Origin of the sequence: Peribacillus simplex (genome assembly GCF_900156045.1) — a bacterium.
GTDB classification, from domain to species: domain Bacteria; phylum Bacillota; class Bacilli; order Bacillales; family DSM-1321; genus Peribacillus; species Peribacillus simplex_D.
Genome location: NZ_FTMX01000006.1, coordinates 140,765 through 165,709, shown reverse-complemented (window position 1 = coordinate 165,709; position 24,945 = coordinate 140,765). Strand labels below are relative to the sequence as shown.

Genomic DNA, 24,945 nt, shown 5'->3' with positions numbered 1-24,945 from the left:
TAGAGGATCAACCTTATTATACAGGCTTTTAAGTTGGATAATAGAGGATCATGCTTAATCGAGTCATCGTTTCCCCTGAATTATGGTAGGCATGCGGTCTGTCAGCCTTGAATCTGATAGAATCGCCATTCCTTACTGTATATTCTTCGTTATTTACACGTACAGTCAGTTCCCCTTCAAAAACAGTTATGTACTCTTCCGTTCCTTCCCTATGCGAATCGGAACTTAGGAATCCGCCTTTTTCTATCTCGACTGAATATACTTCAAAGCGCTTCTCATCTTCAAAGGGAAAGTGGGGATAAACTCGATATTTGCCGTTATCTTCAGATAAAGATTGAATTTCACTTTTTAATACGATTTTTGTATCCGGCTGCGGGCTATTTATTAATGAAGAAAATGAAATCTTCAATCCATTGGCTATTTTCCAGATTGTTGTAATCGTTGGGCTCGATCCCCCTCTTTCTATTTGTCCGATCATCGTTTTACTTACTCCAGTTAATTCAGCAACCTTTTCAAGACTTAATTTCTTACTTTCCCTGATGGCTTTTAAATTGTTAGCAATAATAAAATTTATTTCTTCCATAAAAATGCTCCTTATTTACAATATAACGTCGGCATTGTACAATAAAAAGGAAGTCGTTATAATGTCACTTTTGGTCATTATAGCATACAAAGGAGAGTCAACCATGCATTTACTATCTTTTTTGCTATTTGTTTTCGTTACAAGTTTCACTCCAGGTCCAAATAACATCATGGCCATGTTATTTGCGAACAAATACGGGTTAAAAAAGACGATTAAATTTTGTTTCGGGGTAGGAGCCGGTTTTTTTGTAATCATGTTATTGTGTAGTTATTTTAATGTTTTGCTTGAAAATTCCATACCGAAGATCGAATTTATCATGACTATCCTAGGTGCAATCTATATGCTATATCTGGCCATAAAAATCATTTCAAGTTCAAATAAATCTAAGGACGATAATGATGACAGGAACAACAGTTTTATAGCGGGCATGCTTTTACAATTCATAAACCCAAAAGGTATCCTTTATGGCATCACGGCAATATCGACCTTCATCCTTCCTTATCACTCTTCAAACTTCAGCTTACTATTCTTTTCATTATTTCTGGCTTTTGTCGGTTTTATGAGTACGTTCTGTTGGAGTATGTTCGGTTCGGTTTTTCAAACGTTTTTATCAAAATATAGGAGTCAGTTTAATGTAGTCATGGCTTTGTTATTAGTGTATAGTGCCATTTCGATTCTTGTACACTAAAAGGGTAACCGGTTGCGCGACTTCGGCAGGAGTCTCGCATATTTCTTCAATCCATATGGCGGCCTTTTGGATTCATTTTTTTTCATTCAAAGTTTCAATATGGCGTCCTCGATTAAGTCCCTTTATCGACTCAGATTCCAAACGGTTTTTAACGTTGTTATAAAAACCCTGTAAATCTTGAAGTGCATTTCGAAATCACTAAAATGGACAGCTTTATAAAAAAAGCTGCCCATCACTATATCAATTATGTGATCCACCTTGCCGTAACAAAACACCCTACAGTTTCCGTACAATAAATGTATCCCCAAGCAGTTCCCAATTCTGGGGAAAAGGATAACCAAGTACCCAATAACTGAGACCCCTTGACCTGTAAATCTTCACCAGGTCGAATTTGGCTTTAGCACTGCGTGCGTCCTCAAACCAAACTTCATGTGTGCGTCCCTGATTATCTTTGTACCTATAATAAGGTGATTGGGCTGTCTCGTCATATTTTATTTCAGCATTATATTGGACGGCGCGTCTGATGGCTTCCTGCATGTCGAAAGTCTCTGCTTCCTGCCCCGCTTCATGAGGAATAAGCCAGTCCCGTGCATAAATTTGAAATCCTATGAAGATTTTATTTGTTGGTATCACCGTTACGGCATAGTCAAGGACACGCTTTATTTCATTAATGGGGGAGATTGCCTGCGGCGGCCCTTTTCGGTAACCCCATTCATATGTCATCAGCACCACGAAGTCGAGAAGCCGTCCGTGAACTGGATAATCATGTGCCTCAACCAATGCTCCCTTTTGATTGCCGCTAGTTTTTGGGGCAAGGGAGGATGACACAAAGTAGCCCTCAGGATGCAATCGAACCACTGCTCTTCGGAGAAAGCGATTATAGAACTCACGGTCCTCTGGTGCTACACTTTCAAAATCGATATTCAACCCACGATACCCTTTATCTTTCATCGTTTTTATGACGTTGGTTAATAATGTTTCCACTAAATTTAAATCGGAAAGTATCGTATGTGCAAGCTGAGTTCCCGCTTCCGTCGCGGAAAAATTCGTTATGCACATCATGGGTATGACGCCAGTCGACTGTGCCGCCCGTATCGTCGGGGTGTCATCTATGACCTCTAAGCTGCCATCTTTCCTCATTCTATAACCAAATGGACTTACGTAAGTCAAATGGTGGGCTACTTCACGTACCTGCTCCGCGCCGGCTTGCCCGTAAACGTTTGTAAAACCATTTACTTCAATGATCGGTTTTGGTTTCTGGGGAATCCTTATGATCCGTCCGATATGGATATTGGACGGATCTGTAATCCGATTCATCTGCATAATGGCTTGAACTGTCGTCGTTCCATAACGTCTTGCTATATCATAAAGGGTATCCCGTTCCCTTACGGTATGATAAATAACCGGGATGGTTAGTCTCTGCCCTGGATAGATGGCGGAAGGATTTGTGATGCGATTCGTTTGCATGATTTCCTGTACCGTAATTCCAAACTGATTTGCGATATTATTTAGAGTATCCCCTTGCTGAACCCTGTACTGAAGATAAGGTTCAGGAATCAAAAGAGCTAGGCCAATCACCAGCTTATCTGGATTTTCAAGTCCATTGATCCGAACAATCCGGTTGATACTGACACCATATTGCTGGGAAATTCCCCACAAAGAATCCCCCCTATTCACCACATGGATTTTCACATGCACTGCCCCGCTTTCCTTCAAAATATTCCCTTCATTTTATTCCCCAGGTAGCGCTAATATGTTTTTTGCGTTCAACATTCCAGTATTCTTAGTTTTTTCGCTCTTATTGCGTATCATTTTTGTTACTCATTGTGGCCCGGATTCTTAAACAAGGTAGTGATTACGGTAGAGGAAAAGAGGTGAACAAATCCCCCAATGACAGGGACATTGCATCAGTCCGACCAAGAGATGTTACATGCAAAGCTGGTGATCATTGACTAAGGATAATCTAGTCTTGTTTTTAAAGAGCTCTCTTTATCTCATTAAAATGAAAAAAGACCGCCATATGGCAGTCTTTCGTATTTAAGAGTTTCACCATTCACCCAAAATTTCTTGTGCATATTATTTCTTTATGAACTTTGATTCCAAACGATTATCTATCTGCTAAACTTGATAAAAGGTGAACGCAATCATAGCCTTTCTTGGTTCGAATCCAATGAAAGGCTATGACTTTTTCTTTAAATTAAAAAGGCTTCCCTAAAAAGTATTGCCAGTAACAAACAATCCTTCGTTACCTCTATTAATCTGTTAGAAAACCCTCACATCAAAATAAATCAACACTTCAAAATACACCCCCGCTTTTTCAGCCTCATTCCTGACTCCTAAGCGACGAAAGCAAGTGCTGTGTACCTCTCCATCAAAATACATATCAAACGCGTCACAAAGAGCTATAAAAGCCCGAAATAACCCGTTTCAAATCAAGATTCCGCCAAACCGAAACCCTATTAGTATGGTATAATTACAGAAGATGAATTTTTGCTTCAGGAGGTTAAATAATGACGATCAGCAGCATCATATTGGTGGTAGGTGCAGTCTTTATCGGCGCCTTGATGCGGACGATGTTCGGGTTCGGTGAAGCGATAGTCAGCATGCCCCTGCTTGCCTTACTTCACATTCCGCTTAATACTTCGGTTTCCCTGATTGGGTTGGCAGGTCTTACCGTTGCCTCACTAACCGTCGTTAGCGGATGGCGTCATATCGAACGTTCGGTATTAATCAGGCTCGCGCTTTCAACGGTCATCGGCATACCAGCCGGCCTCGCTTTGCTCCATTACGCACCTTCGATGATCATTACTTCTGCACTCGGTGTTTTTTTGATGGCATATGGAGGATACTCCCTTCTTAAGCAAAAACTTTTCCAGGCAGTGGATAAACCGTTACTCACCTCTAAGGGCTGGGTATGGCCGTTCGGTTTTGCGTCGGGAGTCCTTGGCAGCGCCTATAACTTTAATGGAGTCCCGGTCGTCGTCTATGGAACTTTAAGAAGATGGAATCCCGATCGATTCCGCGGAACATTGCAAGCCCATTTTCTTATATCCGGAATCCTTGTCGTGATGGGGCATGCGCTAGGCGGACTGTGGACAGCCGATTCATTAATTCTCTACGTTTATTCCATCCCAGCCATATTACTGGCCACAGGTCTCGGAATCTTCATGAATAAGCGGATTCCTGCGAAGAAATTCGAAAGCTATTTATTCTTTATCATCATTGCGCTAGGTGTACTATTATTGCTACCCCATGGCTGAAAACCAATAAAAGCCTGATTTCTCATTGAAACATCGAGAAATCAGGCTTTTTGCAGGATTAATAGAATCATGGTTGAATCGTCAACCCCGGATATCCCGCTTGTTATATCCGATAAAGCCAACAGCCAGCAATACGATGGCCATGATGGTAAGTATGGATACTTTCATGAAGTCCATATCTTCAATAGGAAGTTTCGGAATATGGCCAAATGGTGTTAATTCACCCATCCATTCCGGAAATTGAAGCATTCCCCCTAAATAAACGACTAAGATTGAGTATGTCAAGTAAAGCCAAGTCAAGCCAGATAATTTCGGTGCAAAGCCAACAAACAGCACAGTGAGACCAATCATGATCCACATTGCAGGCAGGTAGACCATTGCTGCGCTATATAAAGTGCCGAAAGCAATCCCTTCATCCATCACCGAATTCCCGACTGCCCAAAGACCGATTGCAGCAAGCGTAATCATGAGAAAACCGGCCATGACGGAGATGATAAGATAGCTGCCCATAAGCCTTGTACGTGATACAGCGCGGCTCAGTAAATGTTCAGTGTGATTCTTCTTTTCTTCCCCTTTAAGCTTTAACATCGCCATTAAAGGCGGAATGGTGCAAATCATGGAGATGACTGACATCAACATCGTCAAAAATTGTTCTGTCAGCGAATAGCCATCAACAGGCGTCAATAGTTCGGCCATCATTTCATTTTTTGCAAAAAATGATTCCAAATCACCTAAAACCGAACCGTAAGATGCTCCCAAAACGAACATCCCGGATGCCCACGCAATCAATCCTATACGCTGAAGCCTTAGCGCAAGGCCAAGCGGACTTTTTAAAAACGATGAAGCATATTTCCTGCCTGGCTTAGCCGGTATGAATCCAGCTTCCAAATCCCTTATGGCATTCAAATATAGAGATAGGACAACCAAAGTGATTGCCGCACCGATCGTAAGGATGATGGGCCACCAATAATTTTTCACATATACTTCTGAACCTAAAACCCAACCCAATGGAGAAAACCAGGAAAGGGTTTCATTGCTAACGTCCCCAATCGCCCGAATAAGATAAGAGAGAAGCAATACAGTGATGGAATAACCAATCGTACCTCGCGCACTCTCCGTAAGCTGGGCAAATAATGCCGTTATCGCCGAGAAGAAAATACCTGTTGCCCCTAAAGCTGCTCCATACATAAGGGAACCTTCCAAATCCATGCTTTCAATTCCCAGAGCATACAATCCGAAACCCGTTATTATCGCGATCAATGCATTCGTTCCAAACGATACGGAAATGGTTGCGAATAAATTAGCCAACCGGCCAGCCGGCAAAGAACGGATCATTTCGATGCGGCCGTCCTCTTCATCTGCGCGTGTATGGCGCGTAACAAGTAAAATACTCATTATCCCCACGGCCATAGCGGTTAAGAGTAACATTTGATGCGCCATCATCGCTCCGTTTGTATAGTCATCCAGACCGTAACCTTTCCCCACCATCGCTGTCATTGCAGGGTTCCTCATCGTTTCTGCAATGATTTGCCTTTCTAGCCCAGTCGGATACAGATCGGTGAATGCCATTGCAACCATAAATGAAAGGACCGATAGGGAAATTACCCAAACAGGGATCCTAATCCGATCTTGCCGTACGATGAATCGTGAGAGCCTTCCTGTATTATGATAGGACTGGTTCGCCATTATAACGCACCTCCCGCCCCAGTATCTGAAGTCTTCCTTTCGCCTTCATAATGACTCATGAATAAATCTTCCAATGTAGGCGGCGCGCTTTCCAATTTCACGATTCCAAACTGGCTTAGATACTTCATGACATTATCCAATTCATTTGTATCCACTTGGAATGAAAGTGCTTGATCTTTCTTCACGATATCCCGAACACCGTTTACATTCGCTAAAGCAGGGATAGGTTGCTTCGTTTCGACAAGCAAGCTTGTTCTCGTTAAATGACGTAACTCATCCAATGTTCCCGTTTCAATTATTTGTCCTTGACGAATGATGCCCACTTTATCGCATAATCTTTCCACTTCAGAAAGAATGTGACTGGAAAGTAATATGCTTTTCCCTTCCTTTTTCGCATCCATCACACATTCCTGGAAAACTCTTTCCATCAATGGATCTAAACCTGATGTTGGTTCATCCAATATATAAAGGTCGGCATCAGATGAGAAAGCAGCAATCAAAGCAACCTTTTGCCGGTTCCCTTTTGAATATGTTCCGCATTTCTTGAAAGGATCCAAATCGAATTTTTTTATAAGTTCTTCACGTCTGCTTTTATTGTTTGCCCCGCGTAATTCAACAAATAGGTCAATGACTTCCCCGCCTGTTAAGTTGGGCCACAGGTTCACATCTCCTGGAACATACGCGATCCGCTTGTGAATTTCAACGGCATCTTTCCATGCATCCATGCCAAAAATCTTCGCTTCCCCATCCGTCGCTTTTAAAATCCCGAGCAACACACGGATCGTTGTTGACTTTCCAGCACCATTAGGACCGATGAATCCAAACACCTCACCTTTATTCACTTCAATGTTCACCCCATTTAAAGCGGTAAACTTTCCAAACTTTTTCGTTAAATCCGTTGTTTTCAATACTGACATTCCTCATCAACCTCTTCCTCATTGGATTAAATACGAAGAAAATTATGAAATATTTTAATTAATTTAGTTCATAATATATAAAATAATAATTCCTGACAATAGTTTATGAACTTATTTTATTGTTCTATTACATATTTTTAATTAAACTAAAGTTGAGGTGAAATAAATGGACGGATTTCAACGCCGCAGGGAACAAAAAAAACTGAATATATTAGAGGCTGCCTTAGCTTTATTCATGGAGTATGGTGTCCAAAAGATTTCTATTGGAGAAATAGCTAAAAAAGCAAATGTATCTCAAGTAACGATATATAATTACTTCGAAAGTAAGCATAACTTGATTCATGAGGTTTTTATTCACTATACAAATAAGGCCTTGGATGAATTTGAACAAATACTTACCAGCAACATTGCTTTCCCTGAAAAAATAAAGCAGCTGATGTTCACGAAGAATGAAACCGCGAAGCACATTCATGAAGATTTTTATCAATATTTAATGAGGGAATATACTTCCGGAGTCAATTATATGGAAAAAATATATACAGAAAAGGCTCTGCCACGCTTTATTGATCTGTTTAACCAAGGGAAGGAACAAGGATATGTCGATCCAAATTTATCCAATGAAGCGATTTTATTTTATATAAAAGCGATGAATGAATACATCCAACGGGAAGAGGTTTATCAAAGCATCCTGCCTTTGACTGAAGATATCATGAAGATTTTGTTTTATGGGATAGTTGGGAAAGATGAGAAATGAACCGTAACCCCGGAATTAAAAAAAACGGTGTGAATCGATAACTCCAATTCACACCACCTTTTTAAGTCAATGTTAACAGTTTGGCCGAAGTATAATTATACTTCTCGATTGATAAATCAAAAACGGCTCCCGCTTTTAAAAAGACCGTACTTTCAACGATTAAAGTCGGATCTCCTGGCTGCAAGTCCAAAAGCTTGGCATCATCGTCATTTAGTTTTTCACACGAAATGATTTTATCTGCAAACCCGATATTCAACTTCAAATCCTCGACTATATATTCATAAATGGAACCATTTGCAATTTCTTTATTTAAGATGGGGATGATGTCTTTATTGAAAAAGGACTCTTCTATTACAATGGGTGCACCATTTAAGTATCTAACCCTTTTGAGGTTATAGATTTTGGTTTTCACCTGGCATTTCATTTGTTTGGCCAATTTTTCATCAGCTTCTATTAATTCTAATTTCAACACTTTACTTTTCATTTCATCATTCGGAAAAACTTTGGTTAAGCCACTCATATCCCTCATCGAAATGCATCCCGGTCTGGAAAACTCCCTTAGGAATATGCCGCTTCCTTGCACTTGATAGATATAACCCTGCTCAACCAATATATTGATTGCTTTTCTAATGGTATTCCTGCTGACATCGAACCTCTTCATCAACTCTTCTTCAGTAGGTAACTTAGTATTTAATGTATATTTTCCTTCTACTATTTCTTTCTCCATTTGTTCTACGACCATTCTATACTTTACATCCATATTTCCATATACCTTCCTCTATACATAATGATTTAGAACAATATTTTAGACTGAATGATAGGTTTTCTTTACAATAGTTTATTTTATAACGATTGTAAAGAAACCTCTGCTTCTTTCAGACTATACTTAGCCTGCAGGTTTTTTATTTTGGCTTTGTTTAAGGATGCTGTTAATTTTCTTACGGAAGAAAGAACTTCAAGCTAGAAGATGAGGTTCGAATATTAAAAAATCACAAATAGTAAACTACGCATTAATGTATTAACGGGTTCGTAAGCTGAAGATCCGAGCTGTCTTTAAAGCAGCTTTTTTCTTTGTGCAACTAAAGGCTACTATAACCTGGATTAATTTGGTAAAATTATTTAAAAACTGGGGGAAATCTTTTGAAAAAAAACCCTTTCACTTTTAGCTTACTATTAATTTTGTCCTTGATCATAATTTCTGGTTGCACTAATTCTAAAGACAGCATAGCTACTATTTCAGTTAATTCCGATTCTGAACATGCGAATACTTTTAAAGAATTAAATTTAGGGGAACTTTATGATTTTGATTTTAAATTAAATAAAGCAGATAAGGCATGGGTAAATGTTTGGATAGAAAGTTATAAAGATGGAAAAAAAGAACCTCAACCGTTAGCTGAACTATCTTATGGGGAAAACCCTAACAAAGTGGTGGAAGGAAATTTAGGTTTTGGAATATTAAATACTGATGATACTCGTTTAGGTATTCTTTATGCACCAAATGTAACCGCAACACCACAAAAAATAGACCAAATACATTCTGTCGGTGTGTTTAGTGGATGGGATTATGCCATAGGGGAAGATAAAGTAGAATTAAAATTAGGAGAAACGTATTTATTAGGTGCATACAGGGAATCCAAAGGAAACTCTATAAGGACATATAATTTACAAGACGAAAATGAAGTGAAGAAAATGATCAAGGATGATAGGATTATATTTTTACTTAAAATTAAAATAGAAGAAAAATAAATGAATACTTTTTGACTAAAAACGTTCCCTTTGATTTCAGAAATCCGCTCCCTTTCCGCCGACTGTCTGCCAAGCCGCATCAAAGCGAGCGCCAGTGGGGTCTCGGCTAGCCAGTTATTCGGCAGGAGTGTCGCAAATTTCTTCCATCCATTGAGGGTTACAGTTAAAAACAATGAAGGATAACCTAGTCTAAAACTTGGTTCGGAATAGACCAGCTTGCAGTTGTTATTAAAAACACGTCTCAGTTGATTGGAACGCAAGGCGCGAGACTCCTGCGGGAAAAGCGTGGCCAAGGGAGACCCCACAGGCGCAAAAGCGCCGAGGAGGCTCCCGGACCGCCCGCGGAAAGCGAGTGCCTGGAGAGGAAATCAACGGTCTATTCTTTATCAACTAAAAAAAGACATCCTATCAATTAACGATAGGATGTCTCCAAATCTATAGAATAATGTTCCCAGACACGCAGTTGTTTATAGATCCTTCATTCTCTTTAATGTGTAAACAAAGTATTCCCAGTTGTTTATGGTCGAAGGGATGCTTAAGTGTTCTTCAGGTGTATGTACGGAAAACATATCCGGTCCGATTGAAACAGTATCCAACCCTGGTATCTTATCTATGAATACCCCACACTCGATCCCTGCATGCACAGCGATGATTTCAATGTCCTCTTGATATTTTTCTTTATATGTCTCTTCAAATAATTTCTTGAGTTTCGAATCAGGATTATAGGGCCATTCCGGATAATCCGCGTCAACCAATAGCTCGCACCCAAGCATGTCGGCAATCGCCTTTGCTTGCGTGACCATATTATATTTGATGCTTTTGACCGAACTCCTGATTTCACTTTCGAATAGCATTTCCGCTTCATTTGTTGTAACGACACCTAGATTCGTCGAACTTTCCACTAATCCTTCTATTCCCATGCTCATTCCTTGAACACCATGCGGGATTACCAGTAAGGAGGTAATGGCTTTAGTCACCGTCTCTTTGGAAAAAACGTTTGAAGAAACCGTTTCGATCTTTTCAAACTTGATCGATACCTCAGGGTCGGAAGATTGCAGCTCATTTTTAAAAGTATCTTCCCATTGCTGGAGTTTCTCCGTTATCTTCTGAACATCTTCTGCATGAATCAGTACAGTTGCCTCTGCTTCACGAGGAATGGCATTCCCTTTCAGTCCCCCGTTCATTTGCTGTATGTAACAAGGGAAGGCTGTCGTTAATCCATGTAATACTCTGCCCAAAAGTTTATTGGAGTTCCCTCTTTCCTTATGGATGGACATACCGGAATGTCCGCCCTTCAACCCTTTAATCCTGATGTGATAAGATACAGCATCAACAATAGAAGCCGATTCCCATCCGATTGGCAGGACCTGCCGCACGCGTATTCCTCCTGCAGAGCTGACAAGCAGCTTTCCATCTTCCTCCGAATCGATATTGATCAGCATTTTTCCCTTGAAGTGAGCCGGATCCACGGCAAGTGCACCGTTCATTGTCGTTTCTTCTTCAGTCGTTATGACTATTTCAAGAGAGGGATGCGGAATATCATTTGCATCCAATAATGCCAAAGCATACGCAACAGCGATCCCATTATCCGCCCCCAATGTTGTATCCGTCGCATACAACATGTCTCCCACAATCCTTAATTGAAGCGGATCTTTCTCAAAATCATGAAGCGTACCCTTGTTCTTTTCGCAAACCATATCCATATGCCCCTGGATAATGACGGTAGGTGCACTTTCATATCCCATTGTCGCAGGCTTTTTAATAATCACATTCAGCGCTTCATCCTGGATCACCTCCAGGTTCCTATCCTTAGCGAAGCGAACCAGATAATCACTGATCGCTTTTTCATTAGCCGATCCCCTCGGGATTTTGGAAATCGCTGCAAAATAATGAAACACCGGATGGCTCGATAATTCTTCTAACGTGCTATACATGAAAAAACATCCTTTCATTTTAAATATTTATACTGTCTTTCATCATTTTACTTTTCCAGAACGGAACACTGCCACTCTCGTGAACAAAGGATACAGAACGTACCCCAGATAAACACCGATCATATTCAGGATTAGGTCATCGACATCCAAACTTCCGCGCCGAAAAACGAACTGACAGATTTCGATGCCCGAAATCGAAAGTAATGGATAAAGAAATTTCCTTTTAGCGGAGGGCTCTTTCCCTTCCCTCGACAACAAATACAGCCCGAATGGAATGAACAACCCCACATTGGCGCTAAGGTTATAAAATGACACAAGCCCGTTCATTTCGTTCGATAAATATGAAAGGATCGTAGAAAAAGGAATTAAATTGTACGAATATACCTGCCCTTCTGGTCGAAAGAACAGCAAAACCAATAATGATAAACTGTAACCAAACAATACAACCTGCCACAAAAGGTGCGGAATCATGACCGTTTCACCTCGAAAAAAAAGAACCGCAAACGAAACGAAAAGAAGTATACAAAACCAGACAACGATGACCGCCAAAGGATTCAAATATAATCGGAGCTGAAGAAAAAAAGGCAAACCGCACAAAAACAATGCTTGCGACAGCAAAAGGGAAAGCATGACCGATTTTAGAGACATATAACTCCCCTCTTCTATTTCTTACCAATCATTGCATGTCCTTATATCCTAGGACAACTTTAAGAACCCGTCAACAAACTGCATTAACCTGTCAGTAGAAAACCTTCGGGGGGACGCTTTTCGAATTACCGATGGGAAGGATAATCTTCCGCTATAACAAAAAAGCAGGTTCCCCATGTTCCGGGAATCCTGCTTTTTGTTTAATGATAAAGTTCATCTTATAGTGAACGGTACTTTTTTAAACTAATAATATTGATGGTGATAAAAACGGCTGCAAATGCTAGGAGAATGAGGAGATCCAGTAAAACCTCATTGAACGTGAAGCCTTTGTACATAATGCCGTTCATGGCATCCGATGCGTAATAGAGAGGCATGATCTTGCCGATTTTTTGCAGCCAGTCCGCCATGCCATCCAATGGGAAAATCCCTGTAAAGAAGACTTGCGGCACGATGACCAGCGGTATGAATTGTACCATTTGGAATTCGGATGTCGCGAAACTCGATAGTAATGTACCAAGCGATAATGCAACGAGCGCGACCAGTATATTCGTCAGTAAAACGAGCCAAATGGAGCCAACAAGGACGATATCCAATACATTGACAGCATATAGTACGACAATTATGGTTTGAACGAGAGCAAATAAGCCATATCCGATTACATAGCCCGCTACGATTTCGTATCTTTTAATCGGGGTGGCAAGCAGCCGTTCCAGCGTACCACTTGTACGCTCTTTCAAAAGCGCAATCCCCGCTATCAAAAATACAAAGAAGAAAACGAAAAAGCTGACGAGCATCGGACTGAAAGTATCAAAACCCTTTGTGTCGGCATCTCCGTATACATATTGCGCCTCAATTGAAGGCGTGTTTTTTTCATCCCCTTGCAAAGCATGCATCATTTGCATTTGAACGGCCTTTGCACGGGACGGTTCGTCGTTCAATAGTGTCAGTTTCATTTTGCCATTTTCAACATGCAGCCAGCCATCAGTATCATTCTCAATCATTTTTTTCTGAGAAAATTCCTCAGCAGCCGTTACTTGAAAATCCGCCTGTTTCAATGCTTTGACCATGGTTCCATCACTGCCTGTAACTACGAGTTTCAAATCACTTGCTTCTGTATCGAAAATAAAATACATGAGCGTTAAAATGAGCAATGGAGCCAGGAAAAATAAAGCGAGTGTCCTTCGATCCCGGCGCAGCTGCTGTGTAATTCGAGTAACTAGAGAGGCAATTCTCATTTTAGGCCACCTCCAATCCTTAAAAAAACATCATCAAGCGTTTCCGCGGCAAATTGTGTCTTTAAAGCTGCCGGGGTTCCTGCCGCGATGATTTCACCTTCACGCAGCATCGCCAGTTTATCGCATCGTTCCGCTTCATCCATCACGTGCGTCGTGATGATGATCGTCTTATGATCTTCATTTCTTAAACGCTCAAGTTCCTGCCAAATCGATTTTTTCAGCAAAGGGTCTATTCCTACTGTCGGTTCATCCAAAATGAGAATCGCCGGATTTTGGATGAGTGCCACTGCCAGTGACAGACGGCGTTTCATTCCCCCGGAATAATGCGCAACCCGAACATTCAAATCACTCGTCAACTGTACGATTTCAGCTGCATATTGAATGCGTTCCCTTCGTTCCTTTTTCGAAAAACGGTATAGCTTCGCAAAAAACTCGAGATTTTCAGCTCCTGTCAGTTCTGTATATAAAGCATCGGACTGTGCCATATAGCCGACATCCATTAACAGTGATTGATTTGGCACTTCATGATCCAGAACCGTGACTTTACCCGCATCGGGCTTAATCAATCCGACAATCATTTTAATCAAGGTCGTCTTTCCGCATCCGGATGGACCCAGCAAGCCAAAAATCCCGTTTTTTTCAATCCTCAGGCTTAATGGCTGAATGACCTTTTTCTGATGAAAACCTTTGGCAATTCCTTCAATGGAAATCGCATTTTTCAATGTACACACATCCTCCCTCTTTAATTAACACGGTGTTGAGTGTATCATCATTCTAAGGCAGCATTTGGTCTAATACAATCAACATATTTGGAAAAATGTTCAGTGAAGGAGACATTACATGGCATCGATTCATGAGGATATGGTACAAAAGACGGAGATGCAGATACAACATCATTTTATTGCACTCGTTGAGGCAGAGGGTTTCTCACATGTAACAGTGAAGAAAATTGCAGAGCGCGCCAACATCAATCGGGGTACATTCTATTTGCATTACACAGATAAATATGAATTGATGGATCACTTACAGCAGGAATTGTTAAATGAACTTCAAACCCGCATTACTGCCATATTGCCGAAAGAGGCTTTCATGGCTCTTCATCAACAACAGCTATACCCGCCCTTCGTAGAGATTTTTCAATTCATCAGTGAACATGCCCACGCTTTGAGGGCCATTCTTGGCGATCAGGGCGATCCTTCTTTTGCCAAAAAAATAAAGCGCGTATTCGGTGAAGAACTATTGGAGCGTTTGATCAGCCAGCATCCAGCAGCTAAAAATGAAGCGTTCCGCATGTATATGCACGCCTTCCTGACATCGGCGATTTTAGGGGTGATTACTGAGTGGCTGGAGAATTGCGAAGAGCAAACGGCGGAAGAAATGGCGAAAATCCATTTTCAAATCTTAAACTTCATCAGCCAATTGCGCACATTCATACAATGAACGAATCATCAAAGGCATGTCCCATCAACATGCCTTTAAATCTGATTACATCTTTTTCTTCTCTCCTTTATTATCAACGGTATAATACCTGCTCTTAGAGGTTTTCATAGCAAAAAAACTCATTTTCAAATAAATGAGTTTAAAAGCAAAACAAGATATGGATTTTTCGCTCAGCGTTCCCGGATAGAACACAGGGATTTCATAATTGAATACCGCTAATGATGTTGGGATTTTAGTTGATTTACCTAAGGGAAAACAATTTTAAAAACGGATTCTTTTTCTTATCCGTTATCCTTAACTCATCCATGATGATTTGATCCTCATGATCGGCTATCCATTTCCTTAGTGCATCTTTATCCTGGCATTGTGTTAAATATGTCTGGCCACCCTTGCCTGTAGCATTAATAACATATCTATTGAACGTTTTCTCCATAATTGCCCGCCTTTTTAATAAAATGTCTTGAATCTTTAAATACGAATGCACTGCATTTTCTTTATCATTTACAAAAGAAACATAATATATATATTTAGAAATTTTGATTGGCAATAGCGTGTTCTGCTTGAAAGTATTGAATAAAGTAAATCGATGCTGGTTATCATAATTGGATTAATCGAACCTATCATAATGTGCTAACTAATATTTGTCAATACGTTTTTAAAATGTAAATGAAACGTAAATTTTCAGTCTTGTTAAAGAAATGTTTTTTTACGATTTAGGGGTTTACAACTGCCAATTGATGGGAGTAGAATACGTTTATCAATTTAATGCATTTCGGCCTAAACTCAAGGGAATTGAGTACGGAGGACCCAATCAATTGGGGTTAATTCTGCCTTGCAGAAGGGATGAGATCAGCTCTTTCGCCATCCTACCCGTCAGCTAACTTCGTCGGCTAAAGCGAAGGAGGTCATAAGACCGCCTATTTTGGGAGTTTTTTTGCACGCTTTTTGTGGCAAAATAACTGTTCCAAGTTTTCGCTGGTCTTTTTATTATGCCTATAAAAAGATTCTGAAAGCAGATTGATGATTAAAATATCATACAATTTTACACAATTTTTTTATAGGTAGGGATGATTTATTTGAGAATGAAAAAAAATTTATTGGATCCGCCAAAAATACTTGTACTCGGCTTTGCCGTCCTGATACTTATTGGGGCCTATTTATTAACCCTGCCGATTTCCACTGAAAATGGCAATGGTCTTTCTTTTCTGGATGCTTTATTCACCTCGACTTCCGCTACATGTGTAACTGGACTTGTCGTAGTGGACACTGGATCGACTTTCACCACTTTTGGTGAGTTGGTCATCTTAACACTGATTCAGATAGGCGGTTTAGGGTTCATGTCGTTTGCGACATTTTTCTTTTTCCTTTTAGGCAAAAAGATTTCTTTAAAAGGCAGGTTACTCTTGCAGGAATCCTTAAATAATCTATCCATGGCAGGTGTAGTCAGGTTAGTGAAACGGCTTTTAATTTTCACGGCCATCATTGAGGGCATTGGTGCCATTATTCTATCGATTCGGTTTTCTTTTGACATGCCAATCAGCAAAGCAATTTATTACGGGATTTTTCATTCCATATCGAATTTCAATAATGCCGGCTTTGATTTAATGGGGGAATTCAGGAGTTTGACCCCTTATGTATCGGATCCATTCGTAACCCTTACGGTCGTCTTCCTCATCACGTTTGGCGGAATAGGTTTTATCGTGATGAATGAACTATACGAATACCGTGATACCCATCGTTTATCCATACATACGAAGGTTGTTCTGACGACTAGCTTGGCACTTACGATTTCCGGCGCAATTTTAATCTTTTTATTCGAGTTCGGCAATGCCAAGACATTGCAGCCTTTATCTTTCATGGGTAAAACGCTGGCATCATTATTTCAATCGGTATCACCAAGGACGGCAGGCTCCAATACGCTGAATATCCCTGATTTAACTCAGCCTACATTACTGCTCATCATTTTCTTGATGTTCGTCGGGGCTTCACCCGGATCGACAGGCGGCGGGATTAAAACGACTACATTGGCGACGCTTGTCGGAACGGTCTGGTCACAGATTAAAGGAAAGGGTGATGTGGTATTATTCCGTCACCGCATTGTGAGTGAAACGATCTTTAAAGCATTATCCGTTACATTCATTGGCGTATTCATGGTTTCAATCATCTCCATTCTGCTGACCATCACTGAAAGTGGAACTGACTTCTTGATGATTTTATTTGAAGCCACTTCAGCATTCGCCACCGTGGGACTTTCAATGGGTTTGACCCCCGAATTATCACCGGTTGGCCGGATGCTCATCATTTTCACGATGTTCGCAGGCCGTGTGGGTCCTTTGACTTTGGCCTTTGCAATAACTATGAGGCGCAAACCAGATCCGTTCCGACGTCCAAAAGGGAAAATCATGATTGGTTAAACATAAATGAAGGAGTGTAAAAGATGGGAAAACGACAATATGCCGTGATCGGTTTAGGCAGATTCGGAACCAGTGTGGCCCATAGATTATATACGGCTGGCCAAGAGGTATTGGGTATTGATGTCAACGAGGAAAGAGTCGAGAATGCGGAACTGAGCGTTACCCATGCGATCATGGCGGATACGACTGAAGAAGAGACTTTGAGGTCAATCGGAATCCGTAATTTCGATTGTGTCATCGTAGCCATCGGAAATGACATGCAATCGAGCATTTTAACTACCTTGCTTTTAAAAGAGATTGGGGTAGATAAGGTCATTGCCAAAGCACTTAATAAAAATCACGGTCAGGTGCTCACCAAAGTCGGTGCCGACTGGGTCATCTATCCTGAGAGGGATATGGGGGAACGGGTCGCGAATCAACTCCTGTCCCCTAACATGCTGAACTATATAGAGATCTCTAAAGAATACAATATCGAGGAAATCATCCTGCCCATGAGCATGAAGGGAAAAAGCCTCAGGGAGCTTGATCTACGGGCAAAATATAATATCAGCGTCATTGCCATAGTGAGTAATGGAGAAATCATCATAGCACCCTCACCGGATCAGGATATCCATGAAAATGATATGCTTTTAGTGGTTGGCAATAAAGAAGATTTAGCCGTCTTTGCCAATATTGAATAAACCAACAGATTCCGGCTCTTGCTTATATGGGCCCTGTACCCATTTTGAATGCAGATACTTATAAATGCAAGGAGACCGCCATATGGAGGTCTTCTTGCTGAAGGTTTATAACGAGCATCCCATGCCCTGGATATGTATGTATTATTTTATCGTACTGATTGCTTGGGCAAGAGTGGACTTTATCGTCACTTTATCAAAAGGAAGTTGAAGCTTTACGGCAGTCATGGCTATTTCCGGCCGAAGTCCTGAAAGGGTTGTCTGAATACCGATCAATTGTAAGGATTCAATCAATTGCGACAGCTGGTGAGCGGATGCACCATCAATTGCATGAACGCCCGATAGGTCAATGAAAAGCCTGGTGACATTTTTTTCAGCGCATTTTTGTAATGTGTTTTCAAGCAAGGACATGCCCCTCGTCGTGTCAATATCGCCTATCAAGGGAAGCAACGCCGTGTTATCTTTAAGGGAAATGATGGGTGTGCTCAATTCATCGATCGTTGCCTGTTGGGCTTTCATGATTTTATTGGCATATCTATGATTCGCTTCAGTAAACCTCTCCATCACTTCACTGAACACCTTCACCACTATCCGGTACCAGGAATTTATTTCCTCCTGTGTATATTGATCTCCATGCAATCCCACAAACCGGTCAATATAATCAAGGTATTGCTCTTGCGTTCGAAAAAACTCCCTCAATATAAAATAGATGGGTGTATTCAAATGCTGCTCATCCTGACCGATATCTTCAATCCAATCACTAAGCCGCTTAAAGAATTCCCTCTCCTCTGTAACAAAGACCTGAAAGAAACGTAAATGGAATTCATTATTTTGTTGCTTAAGCTTTTGAATCACTTTGGGATCGGATGAGCTATAAACACCCGCCTTACCGCTTTTATTCAATGTTGCGTACCAATCCTCAGTCAATTGTGCCGCCACACCCAATAAAAAGGAATATAATTCTTTATTTCTATGCATAAACTCCTCCTAATTAGTTTTTATAAAAAGCAGTCTGTAAATCCAACGCTGAAATCAGCATTGTCAGGTTATTGAAATATCAACAAAGTAAGCATCGAAGATAACCTCTTCCATACTCAAAATCTTATGCTCTGATGCCCAATGGTCCCTTCTTTCCATATACCTTCCCAGCTGTTTTTGAAACCATACAACCACTGTTTTTCAAAAAAAAAATCAGCAAGAACCTACACCTATTATTCTGGTAAATCTACGTTCATCCATTAATATAGTTTACCATTTTTATATTTCGTTAACAAATCCTCCCTTTCCTTCATAACAAAAAGGACCTGCTCTCAGATCCTCCGTTTAAAAACATTGCATCACCATCCAACCTTACCTTTTCATAAATAAAGCCGTCCATAAACCTCGCACCCCAAATATTTCATCCGTTGGTTCTATTTTCCTCATTTTACGTATTTCCACCACTTCAAAATCCTTGAAGATCATTCTGAGTTTTTCTTCAGTAAAACCTAATCCGCCTTTAAGGCTTCTTTGCCTATATACTTCCCAATCTGAAAGATCTGCACCACCTAATATGCCGCCTTCGACAAAACAAGTGATCGAATACAATCCCTTAGGCCTTAGCGCCCTTTTCACCATTTCCAAATAATTGATCCTTCGATGTGGAGCAATATGGTGAAAACAACCTGAATCATACACGAAGTCATATTGCCCTTCCTCAATATCCAAATCGAATATATTCCTTTGAATGAAGTTCACGTGCACTTTCTTTTCTGCCGCTCGTTCTTTTCCCCATTCCAGGGCTGCCTTCGAAAGATCCACCGCATCAACGGAACAGCCCTTTTGAGCAAGGTAAATGGCATTTCTCCCAGGTCCGCACCCAAGCTCAAGAACCTTTCCTCGCCCAATTGACCCACCATCAAAATAGGTAACCAAATTCTCATCAGGGAAATTTTCGAAAAAGGGAACCCCCTTTTCACGGTCCTCATAAAAATCATTCCAGAATGCAGTTGGCTCACGCAATAACGAGTCCAGCATATTCAATAGATCTTCATAGGTTGTAATCATCTCCGACAATACCCTCACCTCTTCCCATCGTATCCCGCCATTTAATTATGCTGGTTTTTAGCCTGTGCCTATGTAACAGCTGCATCAAAAATACGTAACATATGGCGTTCAGACACTATTGGACCTTGTTGTTTATATAGTGGTCACTGGAATTTAAAGGCATCAAAGATGTCTTCAAACGACCTTCCAATGGTAAGATCCATTCTTACTTAATAACCCGATGAACAGCTCCTTATCCATGTTAGAGAAGACATGGCTTTTATACATGCATGTCAAATATTACATGCTCCTTACAGCGGGACATGGTTTAACAGACCATCCCAAGGGAACAGTGGAGTCAGGATCCTATTTTTTTAGCTTCCAAACCGCTTCTGAAACATCCCTCATCCACCTTCTATCAAATCCGTTTACTGATGATTATCTTCCTGTACATTCCATTCAGCATGATCGGTCGATCTTCTTCAATTTTCATATTCTTATCATGTCTGCTGAACAAGTCTTCAAACCGCAAGCCAATATCCGTTCCTAAAAATCTAATGATGGGCCGCAGTACCTTTTTGGGTAGTGAAAGCCGTTCATCTTTAGAAATAAACTTATCGAATAGTATGATTTTCCCCTCGCCTTTTAAAACCCTGATCATTTCCCGAAGGCATTCATCGGCATCAGGTACGACGGAAAGAATCAAACTTCCCACTATATAGTCAAACGATTCATTATCGAATTCCATATGCTGCGCGTCCATCTCGAGGAAATTGATCGATGTATGATCAAATTTCTCCATCGCTTTATTTAGCATATCGGCTGACAGGTCTATCGCCGTTATCTCCAGGTCAAGGTTGTTGATCAACTCCAAATCGGCCCCAGTACCTACGCCCACAAACAGAACCTTTGCATGATCTTGAAAATGCATCTCTTCAAATATTCTTTTTCTGGCATCTAAAAAGAGATGCGAATTGAAGATTTTGTCATAGATTGGCGACCAAACCTTATAAATCACTTTATTCCACGAATTATTCAACATCCCCACCCCCCTTGCTTACTTTTTCTATAAAGCATTAAATATCCCTTCAAAGCGATATTATATCTGGCTAATTAGTACAATTAAAAAAGTATGCGCCGCATTGATTCGCGAAATCGGACATGTTTCTTTCCATAAGGCTCTTTTCGTAAAGATTGTTGTTTTTAAAACAAAACGATTTAAGGTTGATTGGAGCGCAAGTGCGAGACTCCTCCATAGTAACCAAATTACCTTGACTGTCATAGTAATATATTATAGGATATACCAAAGGAGGTGAGGAATTGGTTCATAGACAACTATCCTCTGACTTGCTTCGCGGACATGTAGATACGATGATTCTAAAACTCCTGCAAAGTGGCGATAAATATGGTTATGAAATCAGCAAACTGATATATACGAATTCCAATGAGCAATATGAAATTAAGGAAGCGACGATGTATTCCAGCTTAAAACGACTGGAAAAGGACGGATGCATCATCTCTTATTGGGGAGATGCCACACAAGGCGGAAGAAGGAAATATTACAAAATCACCGCGATTGGGGAGGACACATATACCCAAAATAAAACTGACTGGGAGCAGGCCAAGCGAATACTTGAGCGCCTCCTATAAGAAAGGAAGATGAAATGTGATTGAAAAACTGAATGCACATGTTCATAGCATTTTTGCCCCCTACAAAAGTGCAAAAACAGCAAAGGAATTGGAAGAAGAACTGCTTCAAAACTTACTGGAAAAATACAATGACCATAGAAGGAATGGTGCCAGTGAGCATGAAGCGTATAAGCTGACTGTGGATTCGATTGGGGAAGTATCAGAGCTCATGGAATCACTCAATCTTCAATACAATGTGCTTGAGCAGGCGATAAACATGGACTATTCCAGGCATCGATTATTGGATTCCGACTTCCGCTCGGTTTCGGTGCATGATGGGAAGTTTAATTCTTGCGATTTAAGCCGTTCTGATTTCAGCCATTCCGACCTGACGAACAGCACATTTAAAAGCAGTAACTTAAATAATTGCATCTTTGAAAACGCAAATTTAACTGGTACCTTATTTAAAAGTGCAAATTTAAAAGGCGTGACTTTCAAGAACAGCATTTATAATAAAACCCATTTTAAAGGATGTAATTTATCTGGTCTTATATTTGATGGGGAAACATTCAACCAAACCATTTTCGAGGGATCTTCATTGAAAAAGGCATCCTTTCGCGATGCCACACTCATCAACGTTCAATTCCGGATGTCCGATTTAAAGAAAATCGACTTTACGGGAGCTTCGATGGATAAACTCACTTACAACTTTTTATATGGAGCTAAGGTTGATCTTAGCGGCGTGACCCTCATCTAAACAAAGGAGGGTCTGACCTGACCGACAGCGATTGTAAGTTTCCACCTTAATCATATGCGTGACCGTGTTTCTGACTGCGGTCGTTTTAAACGGAATGAGCACGGGAAAATGATTAAATAAGAACCCTTTGCTAAGACATGAAACGTCTTAGCAAAGGGTTTTTTATATACTTATCATTCAACCGCCCATCCTACTATGCATGAACCTTTAGACTTCCACTTCAAATTCTTTAACGTAGACAGCATTCCCGGTGATTTCAATATCGTATGTGTCATGGTTTTTGGCAGCCGTAACGCGGACTCTGCCATCCTTCCCGATTTCATGTCCCTGTTCGATTAATAGGTGCACTTCATCTTCAAGACCATCCTTAATGTATTTTGCATAATAAGCGCCCATTACACCTGAAGCCGTTCCTGTTACAGGGTCTTCAAGCGTACCTGAAAATGGTGAGGAAAAATGCCGGGCATGCATATGGGCATCACTATCATACGTTTCCAGGCAAAAGGGATGCACTGAAGCTCTTGGCATTTCCTTTAATAATTGCGGAAACAGTTTATTGTTGGCCTTCATTCTTTTGAATGAATCGCGTTCTTTTACCGGAACCAATAAAGTCCATAAACCTGTACTTCCATAAACTATAGGTAATTCATTTTCAAGATCATCTATATTTAGTCCGAGGGAACTGGCCAAGCTACCCTTATCTCCGCTAAACGCTTCAAACTGTGGCGCGGCCTGCTTCATCGTGATGTATACCTCTTGATCCGCGGTCGTATGGATCTTGATTGGCAATATTCCCGCTCCTGTTTCAATCATCAGCTCATCCTTATCCAGTAATCCCCTTGTCTTCAGTGCATGGATGGTAGCCATTGTCGCGTGACCGCAGAGATTCATTTCGTGTCCTGGTGTAAAATAACGGATTCTAAGATCCGCAATTTCAGACTCCATGGGAAAAGAGGTCTCATTGAACCCCACCTTCAGCGCTATATCCTGCATTTCCTTTTCCGTCAGTCCATCCGCATCTAAAACCACACCTGCCGGATTTCCTTTATTCGGTTTACTACTGAACGCATCGTAATGAAAAACCCTTACCATCTTCAAATCTAACATCTCCTATTAAATGAATGGTGCTTCTCTTGAATAGTAATTCTATATCTCCAACAAAATCCCTTTTCTTCGTCCTATACTCAGTGAAACGACCATTGATTTTATCATTTCCCGCCAGAAGACTCCCTCTTCAAGCGTGTGAAGTGCGAGAGCCAAACGGTAAGGGGGAGATGAATGGCGGTTGGCCTTAGCCAAAGTATTCTTTTGAGTTGGCTGGTCTCATCCCTAAATATATTTAAGACCAGTTTATCCTTTACGTTTTTTCCTGTAACCCTTAATGGATTGAAGAAATTTGCAACACTCCTGCCGAATGACTGGCAAGCCGAGACCCCACAGAAAGGGAGAGGATTTCTGAAATAAACTGCAACTCTTTTAAAATAAAAAAACTGCAGGCAAACTCGTATTTCTTAGAGTTTGCCTGCAGTCTGAAAAACGACCATCGAGGCCCAAGGGACCATTAATTCATTTGAGATTTATGCCATTTCCACGCACTTTCAATGATTTCTTCCAAATCTATCGATGCTTTCCATCCAAGTTCTTCATATATCTTATTGGCCGAAGCAACCAGGCGGGCTGGATCTCCAGGACGACGGTCTGCATACTCGATGGTCGGTTTCACTCCCGTGACTTTTTCACAAGTGTCGATTACATCCTTAACCGAAAATCCTTTTCCATTCCCAAGATTGTAGGTAGCCGTATCCTTCTTCCCGGATAATAGGGCTTGAAGCGCGATTATATGAGCTTCGGCTAAATCCGTTACATGGATATAATCACGGATGCAAGTGCCATCTTCTGTGTCATAGTCCGTACCAAACACGGAAATCTTCTCACGCTGACCTAATAAATGCTGTAAAATGATCGGAATCAAGTGTGTTTCCGGATCATGGCTTTCACCGATTTCTGCCGATGCATGTGCTCCGGCAGCATTAAAATAACGCAAGACGACATAATTGAGTCCATATGCTTTTGCGAAGTCTCCTAAGATCTGCTCTACCATCAATTTCGAGCGGCCATATGGATTAATCGGATTTGTTGGCTGACCCTCATCAATCATATCAACTTTCGGTATCCCATAAGTAGCTGCCGTTGATGAAAAAATGAAATTCTTAACATCATGCTTGAGCATGGTATTCAACAATGTAAGAGTTGCACCTACATTATTTTCATAGTATTTATAAGGATCTTGGACAGACTCCCCAACCAAGCTATTTGCAGCAAAGTGCATAACGGCTTTAATGGGATACTTAAGGAATATGTCATTCAAGACCGCTTCGTCCCCTAAATTCCCTTCCACCAAGATGGCCTTCGAATCGACCAGCGAACGAAAACCGGTTGAGAAATTATCCAGAATGACAACCTCTTCAGTATTCACTAACTCTTTTACAAGATGACTTCCAATATATCCTGCACCGCCAACAACCAAAATCATATAGAATTTCCCCTTTTAC

The 24,945-nt window shown here is 40.8% G+C and carries 24 protein-coding genes and 1 riboswitch; of the genes, 9 read left to right on the top strand and 15 right to left on the bottom strand.

The annotated features are described in order from the left end of the window. Positions 1–28: 28 nt before the first annotated feature. Positions 29–583 carry a helix-turn-helix domain-containing protein gene (locus tag BW986_RS20560; protein ID WP_076370242.1) on the bottom strand — a complete coding sequence of 185 codons (555 nt, stop codon included), beginning with the start codon at positions 581–583 and terminating at the stop codon, positions 29–31. A 103-nt stretch (positions 584–686) separates the two neighbouring features. On the opposite strand from BW986_RS20560, the gene BW986_RS20555 reads away from it, so the two are divergent. Continuing rightward, the gene (locus BW986_RS20555) at positions 687–1,271 is read left to right on the top strand and encodes a LysE family transporter (RefSeq protein WP_076370638.1); all 585 of its coding nucleotides are present in this window, start codon (positions 687–689) and stop codon (positions 1,269–1,271) included. A 276-nt stretch (positions 1,272–1,547) separates the two neighbouring features. On the opposite strand, the gene BW986_RS20550 is transcribed toward BW986_RS20555, so the two are convergent. After that, positions 1,548–2,963 carry a LysM peptidoglycan-binding domain-containing protein gene (locus tag BW986_RS20550; RefSeq protein ID WP_076370636.1) on the bottom strand — a complete coding sequence of 472 codons (1,416 nt, stop codon included), beginning with the start codon at positions 2,961–2,963 and terminating at the stop codon, positions 1,548–1,550. A gap of 818 nt (positions 2,964–3,781) precedes the next feature. Between BW986_RS20550 and BW986_RS20545 the strand changes: the two genes are divergently transcribed. After that, positions 3,782–4,531 (top strand): sulfite exporter TauE/SafE family protein, encoded by a 750-nt coding sequence (locus tag BW986_RS20545; RefSeq protein WP_076370240.1) that lies wholly within the window; start codon positions 3,782–3,784, stop codon positions 4,529–4,531. Between the two features lie 81 nt (positions 4,532–4,612). On the opposite strand, the gene BW986_RS20540 is transcribed toward BW986_RS20545, so the two are convergent. Together BW986_RS20540 and BW986_RS20535 are read right to left on the bottom strand one after the other, a co-directional pair. Further along, the gene (locus BW986_RS20540) at positions 4,613–6,217 is read right to left on the bottom strand and encodes an ABC transporter permease (protein WP_076370238.1); all 1,605 of its coding nucleotides are present in this window, start codon (positions 6,215–6,217) and stop codon (positions 4,613–4,615) included. Further along, on the bottom strand, positions 6,217–7,134 hold the full coding sequence (locus BW986_RS20535; RefSeq protein WP_076370236.1) for an ABC transporter ATP-binding protein: 918 nt from the start codon (positions 7,132–7,134) through the stop codon (positions 6,217–6,219). Before BW986_RS20535 ends, BW986_RS20540 begins: the two co-directional genes overlap by 1 nt. Before the next feature lie 166 nt (positions 7,135–7,300). On the opposite strand from BW986_RS20535, the gene BW986_RS20530 reads away from it, so the two are divergent. Continuing rightward, a complete protein-coding gene (locus tag BW986_RS20530; protein ID WP_076370234.1) occupies positions 7,301–7,888 on the top strand; it encodes a TetR/AcrR family transcriptional regulator in 588 nt (195 codons plus the stop codon). 61 nt (positions 7,889–7,949) lie between these two features. Here the strand turns inward: BW986_RS20530 and BW986_RS20525 are convergent, their stop codons facing one another. Further along, positions 7,950–8,648 carry a GntR family transcriptional regulator gene (locus BW986_RS20525; protein WP_076370232.1) on the bottom strand — a complete coding sequence of 233 codons (699 nt, stop codon included), beginning with the start codon at positions 8,646–8,648 and terminating at the stop codon, positions 7,950–7,952. A 380-nt stretch (positions 8,649–9,028) separates the two neighbouring features. Here BW986_RS20525 and BW986_RS20520 point away from each other — a divergent pair, with 380 nt between their 5' ends. Continuing rightward, positions 9,029–9,634, top strand: coding sequence for a hypothetical protein (locus BW986_RS20520; protein WP_081395727.1), 606 nt, complete (start codon positions 9,029–9,031; stop codon positions 9,632–9,634). 467 nt (positions 9,635–10,101) lie between these two features. Here the strand turns inward: BW986_RS20520 and BW986_RS20510 are convergent, their stop codons facing one another. The 4 genes from BW986_RS20510 to BW986_RS20495 form a co-directional block, all read right to left on the bottom strand. Further along, a complete protein-coding gene (locus tag BW986_RS20510; RefSeq protein WP_076370228.1) occupies positions 10,102–11,568 on the bottom strand; it encodes an aminoacyl-histidine dipeptidase in 1,467 nt (488 codons plus the stop codon). 42 nt (positions 11,569–11,610) lie between these two features. After that, positions 11,611–12,216, bottom strand: coding sequence for a VanZ family protein (locus BW986_RS20505; RefSeq protein ID WP_076370226.1), 606 nt, complete (start codon positions 12,214–12,216; stop codon positions 11,611–11,613). A gap of 218 nt (positions 12,217–12,434) precedes the next feature. After that, positions 12,435–13,451: an ABC transporter permease gene (locus tag BW986_RS20500; protein ID WP_076370224.1), complete on the bottom strand. Its 1,017-nt coding sequence runs from the start codon at positions 13,449–13,451 to the stop codon at positions 12,435–12,437. Further along, positions 13,448–14,173, bottom strand: a complete 726-nt coding sequence (locus BW986_RS20495) for an ABC transporter ATP-binding protein (protein WP_076370220.1) — start codon at positions 14,171–14,173, stop codon at positions 13,448–13,450. The genes BW986_RS20500 and BW986_RS20495 overlap by 4 nt, the downstream gene beginning before the upstream one ends. Before the next feature lie 118 nt (positions 14,174–14,291). On the opposite strand from BW986_RS20495, the gene BW986_RS20490 reads away from it, so the two are divergent. Further along, the gene (locus BW986_RS20490; RefSeq protein ID WP_076370218.1) at positions 14,292–14,891 is read left to right on the top strand and encodes a TetR/AcrR family transcriptional regulator; all 600 of its coding nucleotides are present in this window, start codon (positions 14,292–14,294) and stop codon (positions 14,889–14,891) included. Between the two features lie 241 nt (positions 14,892–15,132). Here the strand turns inward: BW986_RS20490 and BW986_RS20485 are convergent, their stop codons facing one another. Next, positions 15,133–15,324 (bottom strand): hypothetical protein, encoded by a 192-nt coding sequence (locus tag BW986_RS20485; protein ID WP_076370632.1) that lies wholly within the window; start codon positions 15,322–15,324, stop codon positions 15,133–15,135. A gap of 331 nt (positions 15,325–15,655) precedes the next feature. Beyond that, positions 15,656–15,798: riboswitch (cyclic di-AMP (ydaO/yuaA leader) on the top strand. Between the two features lie 175 nt (positions 15,799–15,973). Between BW986_RS20485 and BW986_RS20480 the strand changes: the two genes are divergently transcribed. Further along, complete coding sequence (locus tag BW986_RS20480) at positions 15,974–17,305, top strand: TrkH family potassium uptake protein (RefSeq protein ID WP_260320913.1); 1,332 nt, start codon at positions 15,974–15,976, stop codon at positions 17,303–17,305. A 23-nt stretch (positions 17,306–17,328) separates the two neighbouring features. Further along, entirely contained in the window at positions 17,329–17,985 is a 657-nt protein-coding gene (locus tag BW986_RS20475; protein WP_076370214.1) for a potassium channel family protein, read from the top strand. A 141-nt stretch (positions 17,986–18,126) separates the two neighbouring features. Here the strand turns inward: BW986_RS20475 and BW986_RS20470 are convergent, their stop codons facing one another. The 3 genes from BW986_RS20470 to BW986_RS20460 all read right to left on the bottom strand — a co-directional run bounded on the left by BW986_RS20470 (position 18,127) and on the right by BW986_RS20460 (position 21,046). Beyond that, positions 18,127–18,960, bottom strand: a complete 834-nt coding sequence (locus BW986_RS20470) for an STAS domain-containing protein (RefSeq protein ID WP_076370212.1) — start codon at positions 18,958–18,960, stop codon at positions 18,127–18,129. A gap of 372 nt (positions 18,961–19,332) precedes the next feature. Next, positions 19,333–20,028 (bottom strand): class I SAM-dependent methyltransferase, encoded by a 696-nt coding sequence (locus tag BW986_RS20465; protein ID WP_397222814.1) that lies wholly within the window; start codon positions 20,026–20,028, stop codon positions 19,333–19,335. 397 nt (positions 20,029–20,425) lie between these two features. After that, a complete protein-coding gene (locus tag BW986_RS20460; protein WP_076370630.1) occupies positions 20,426–21,046 on the bottom strand; it encodes a class I SAM-dependent methyltransferase in 621 nt (206 codons plus the stop codon). A 332-nt stretch (positions 21,047–21,378) separates the two neighbouring features. Here BW986_RS20460 and BW986_RS20455 point away from each other — a divergent pair, with 332 nt between their 5' ends. Both BW986_RS20455 and BW986_RS20450 read left to right on the top strand, forming a co-directional pair. Then, positions 21,379–21,657: a PadR family transcriptional regulator gene (locus BW986_RS20455; RefSeq protein ID WP_397222812.1), complete on the top strand. Its 279-nt coding sequence runs from the start codon at positions 21,379–21,381 to the stop codon at positions 21,655–21,657. Positions 21,658–21,673: 16 nt separating this feature from the next. Next, positions 21,674–22,393: a pentapeptide repeat-containing protein gene (locus BW986_RS20450; RefSeq protein WP_076370206.1), complete on the top strand. Its 720-nt coding sequence runs from the start codon at positions 21,674–21,676 to the stop codon at positions 22,391–22,393. 207 nt (positions 22,394–22,600) lie between these two features. Here BW986_RS20450 and BW986_RS20445 read toward each other — a convergent pair whose 3' ends face one another. Next, complete coding sequence (locus tag BW986_RS20445; RefSeq protein WP_076370204.1) at positions 22,601–23,491, bottom strand: PhzF family phenazine biosynthesis protein; 891 nt, start codon at positions 23,489–23,491, stop codon at positions 22,601–22,603. 463 nt (positions 23,492–23,954) lie between these two features. Further along, positions 23,955–24,926, bottom strand: a complete 972-nt coding sequence (gene galE / locus BW986_RS20435; RefSeq protein WP_076370200.1) for a UDP-glucose 4-epimerase GalE — start codon at positions 24,924–24,926, stop codon at positions 23,955–23,957. Positions 24,927–24,945: the final 19 nt, after the last annotated feature.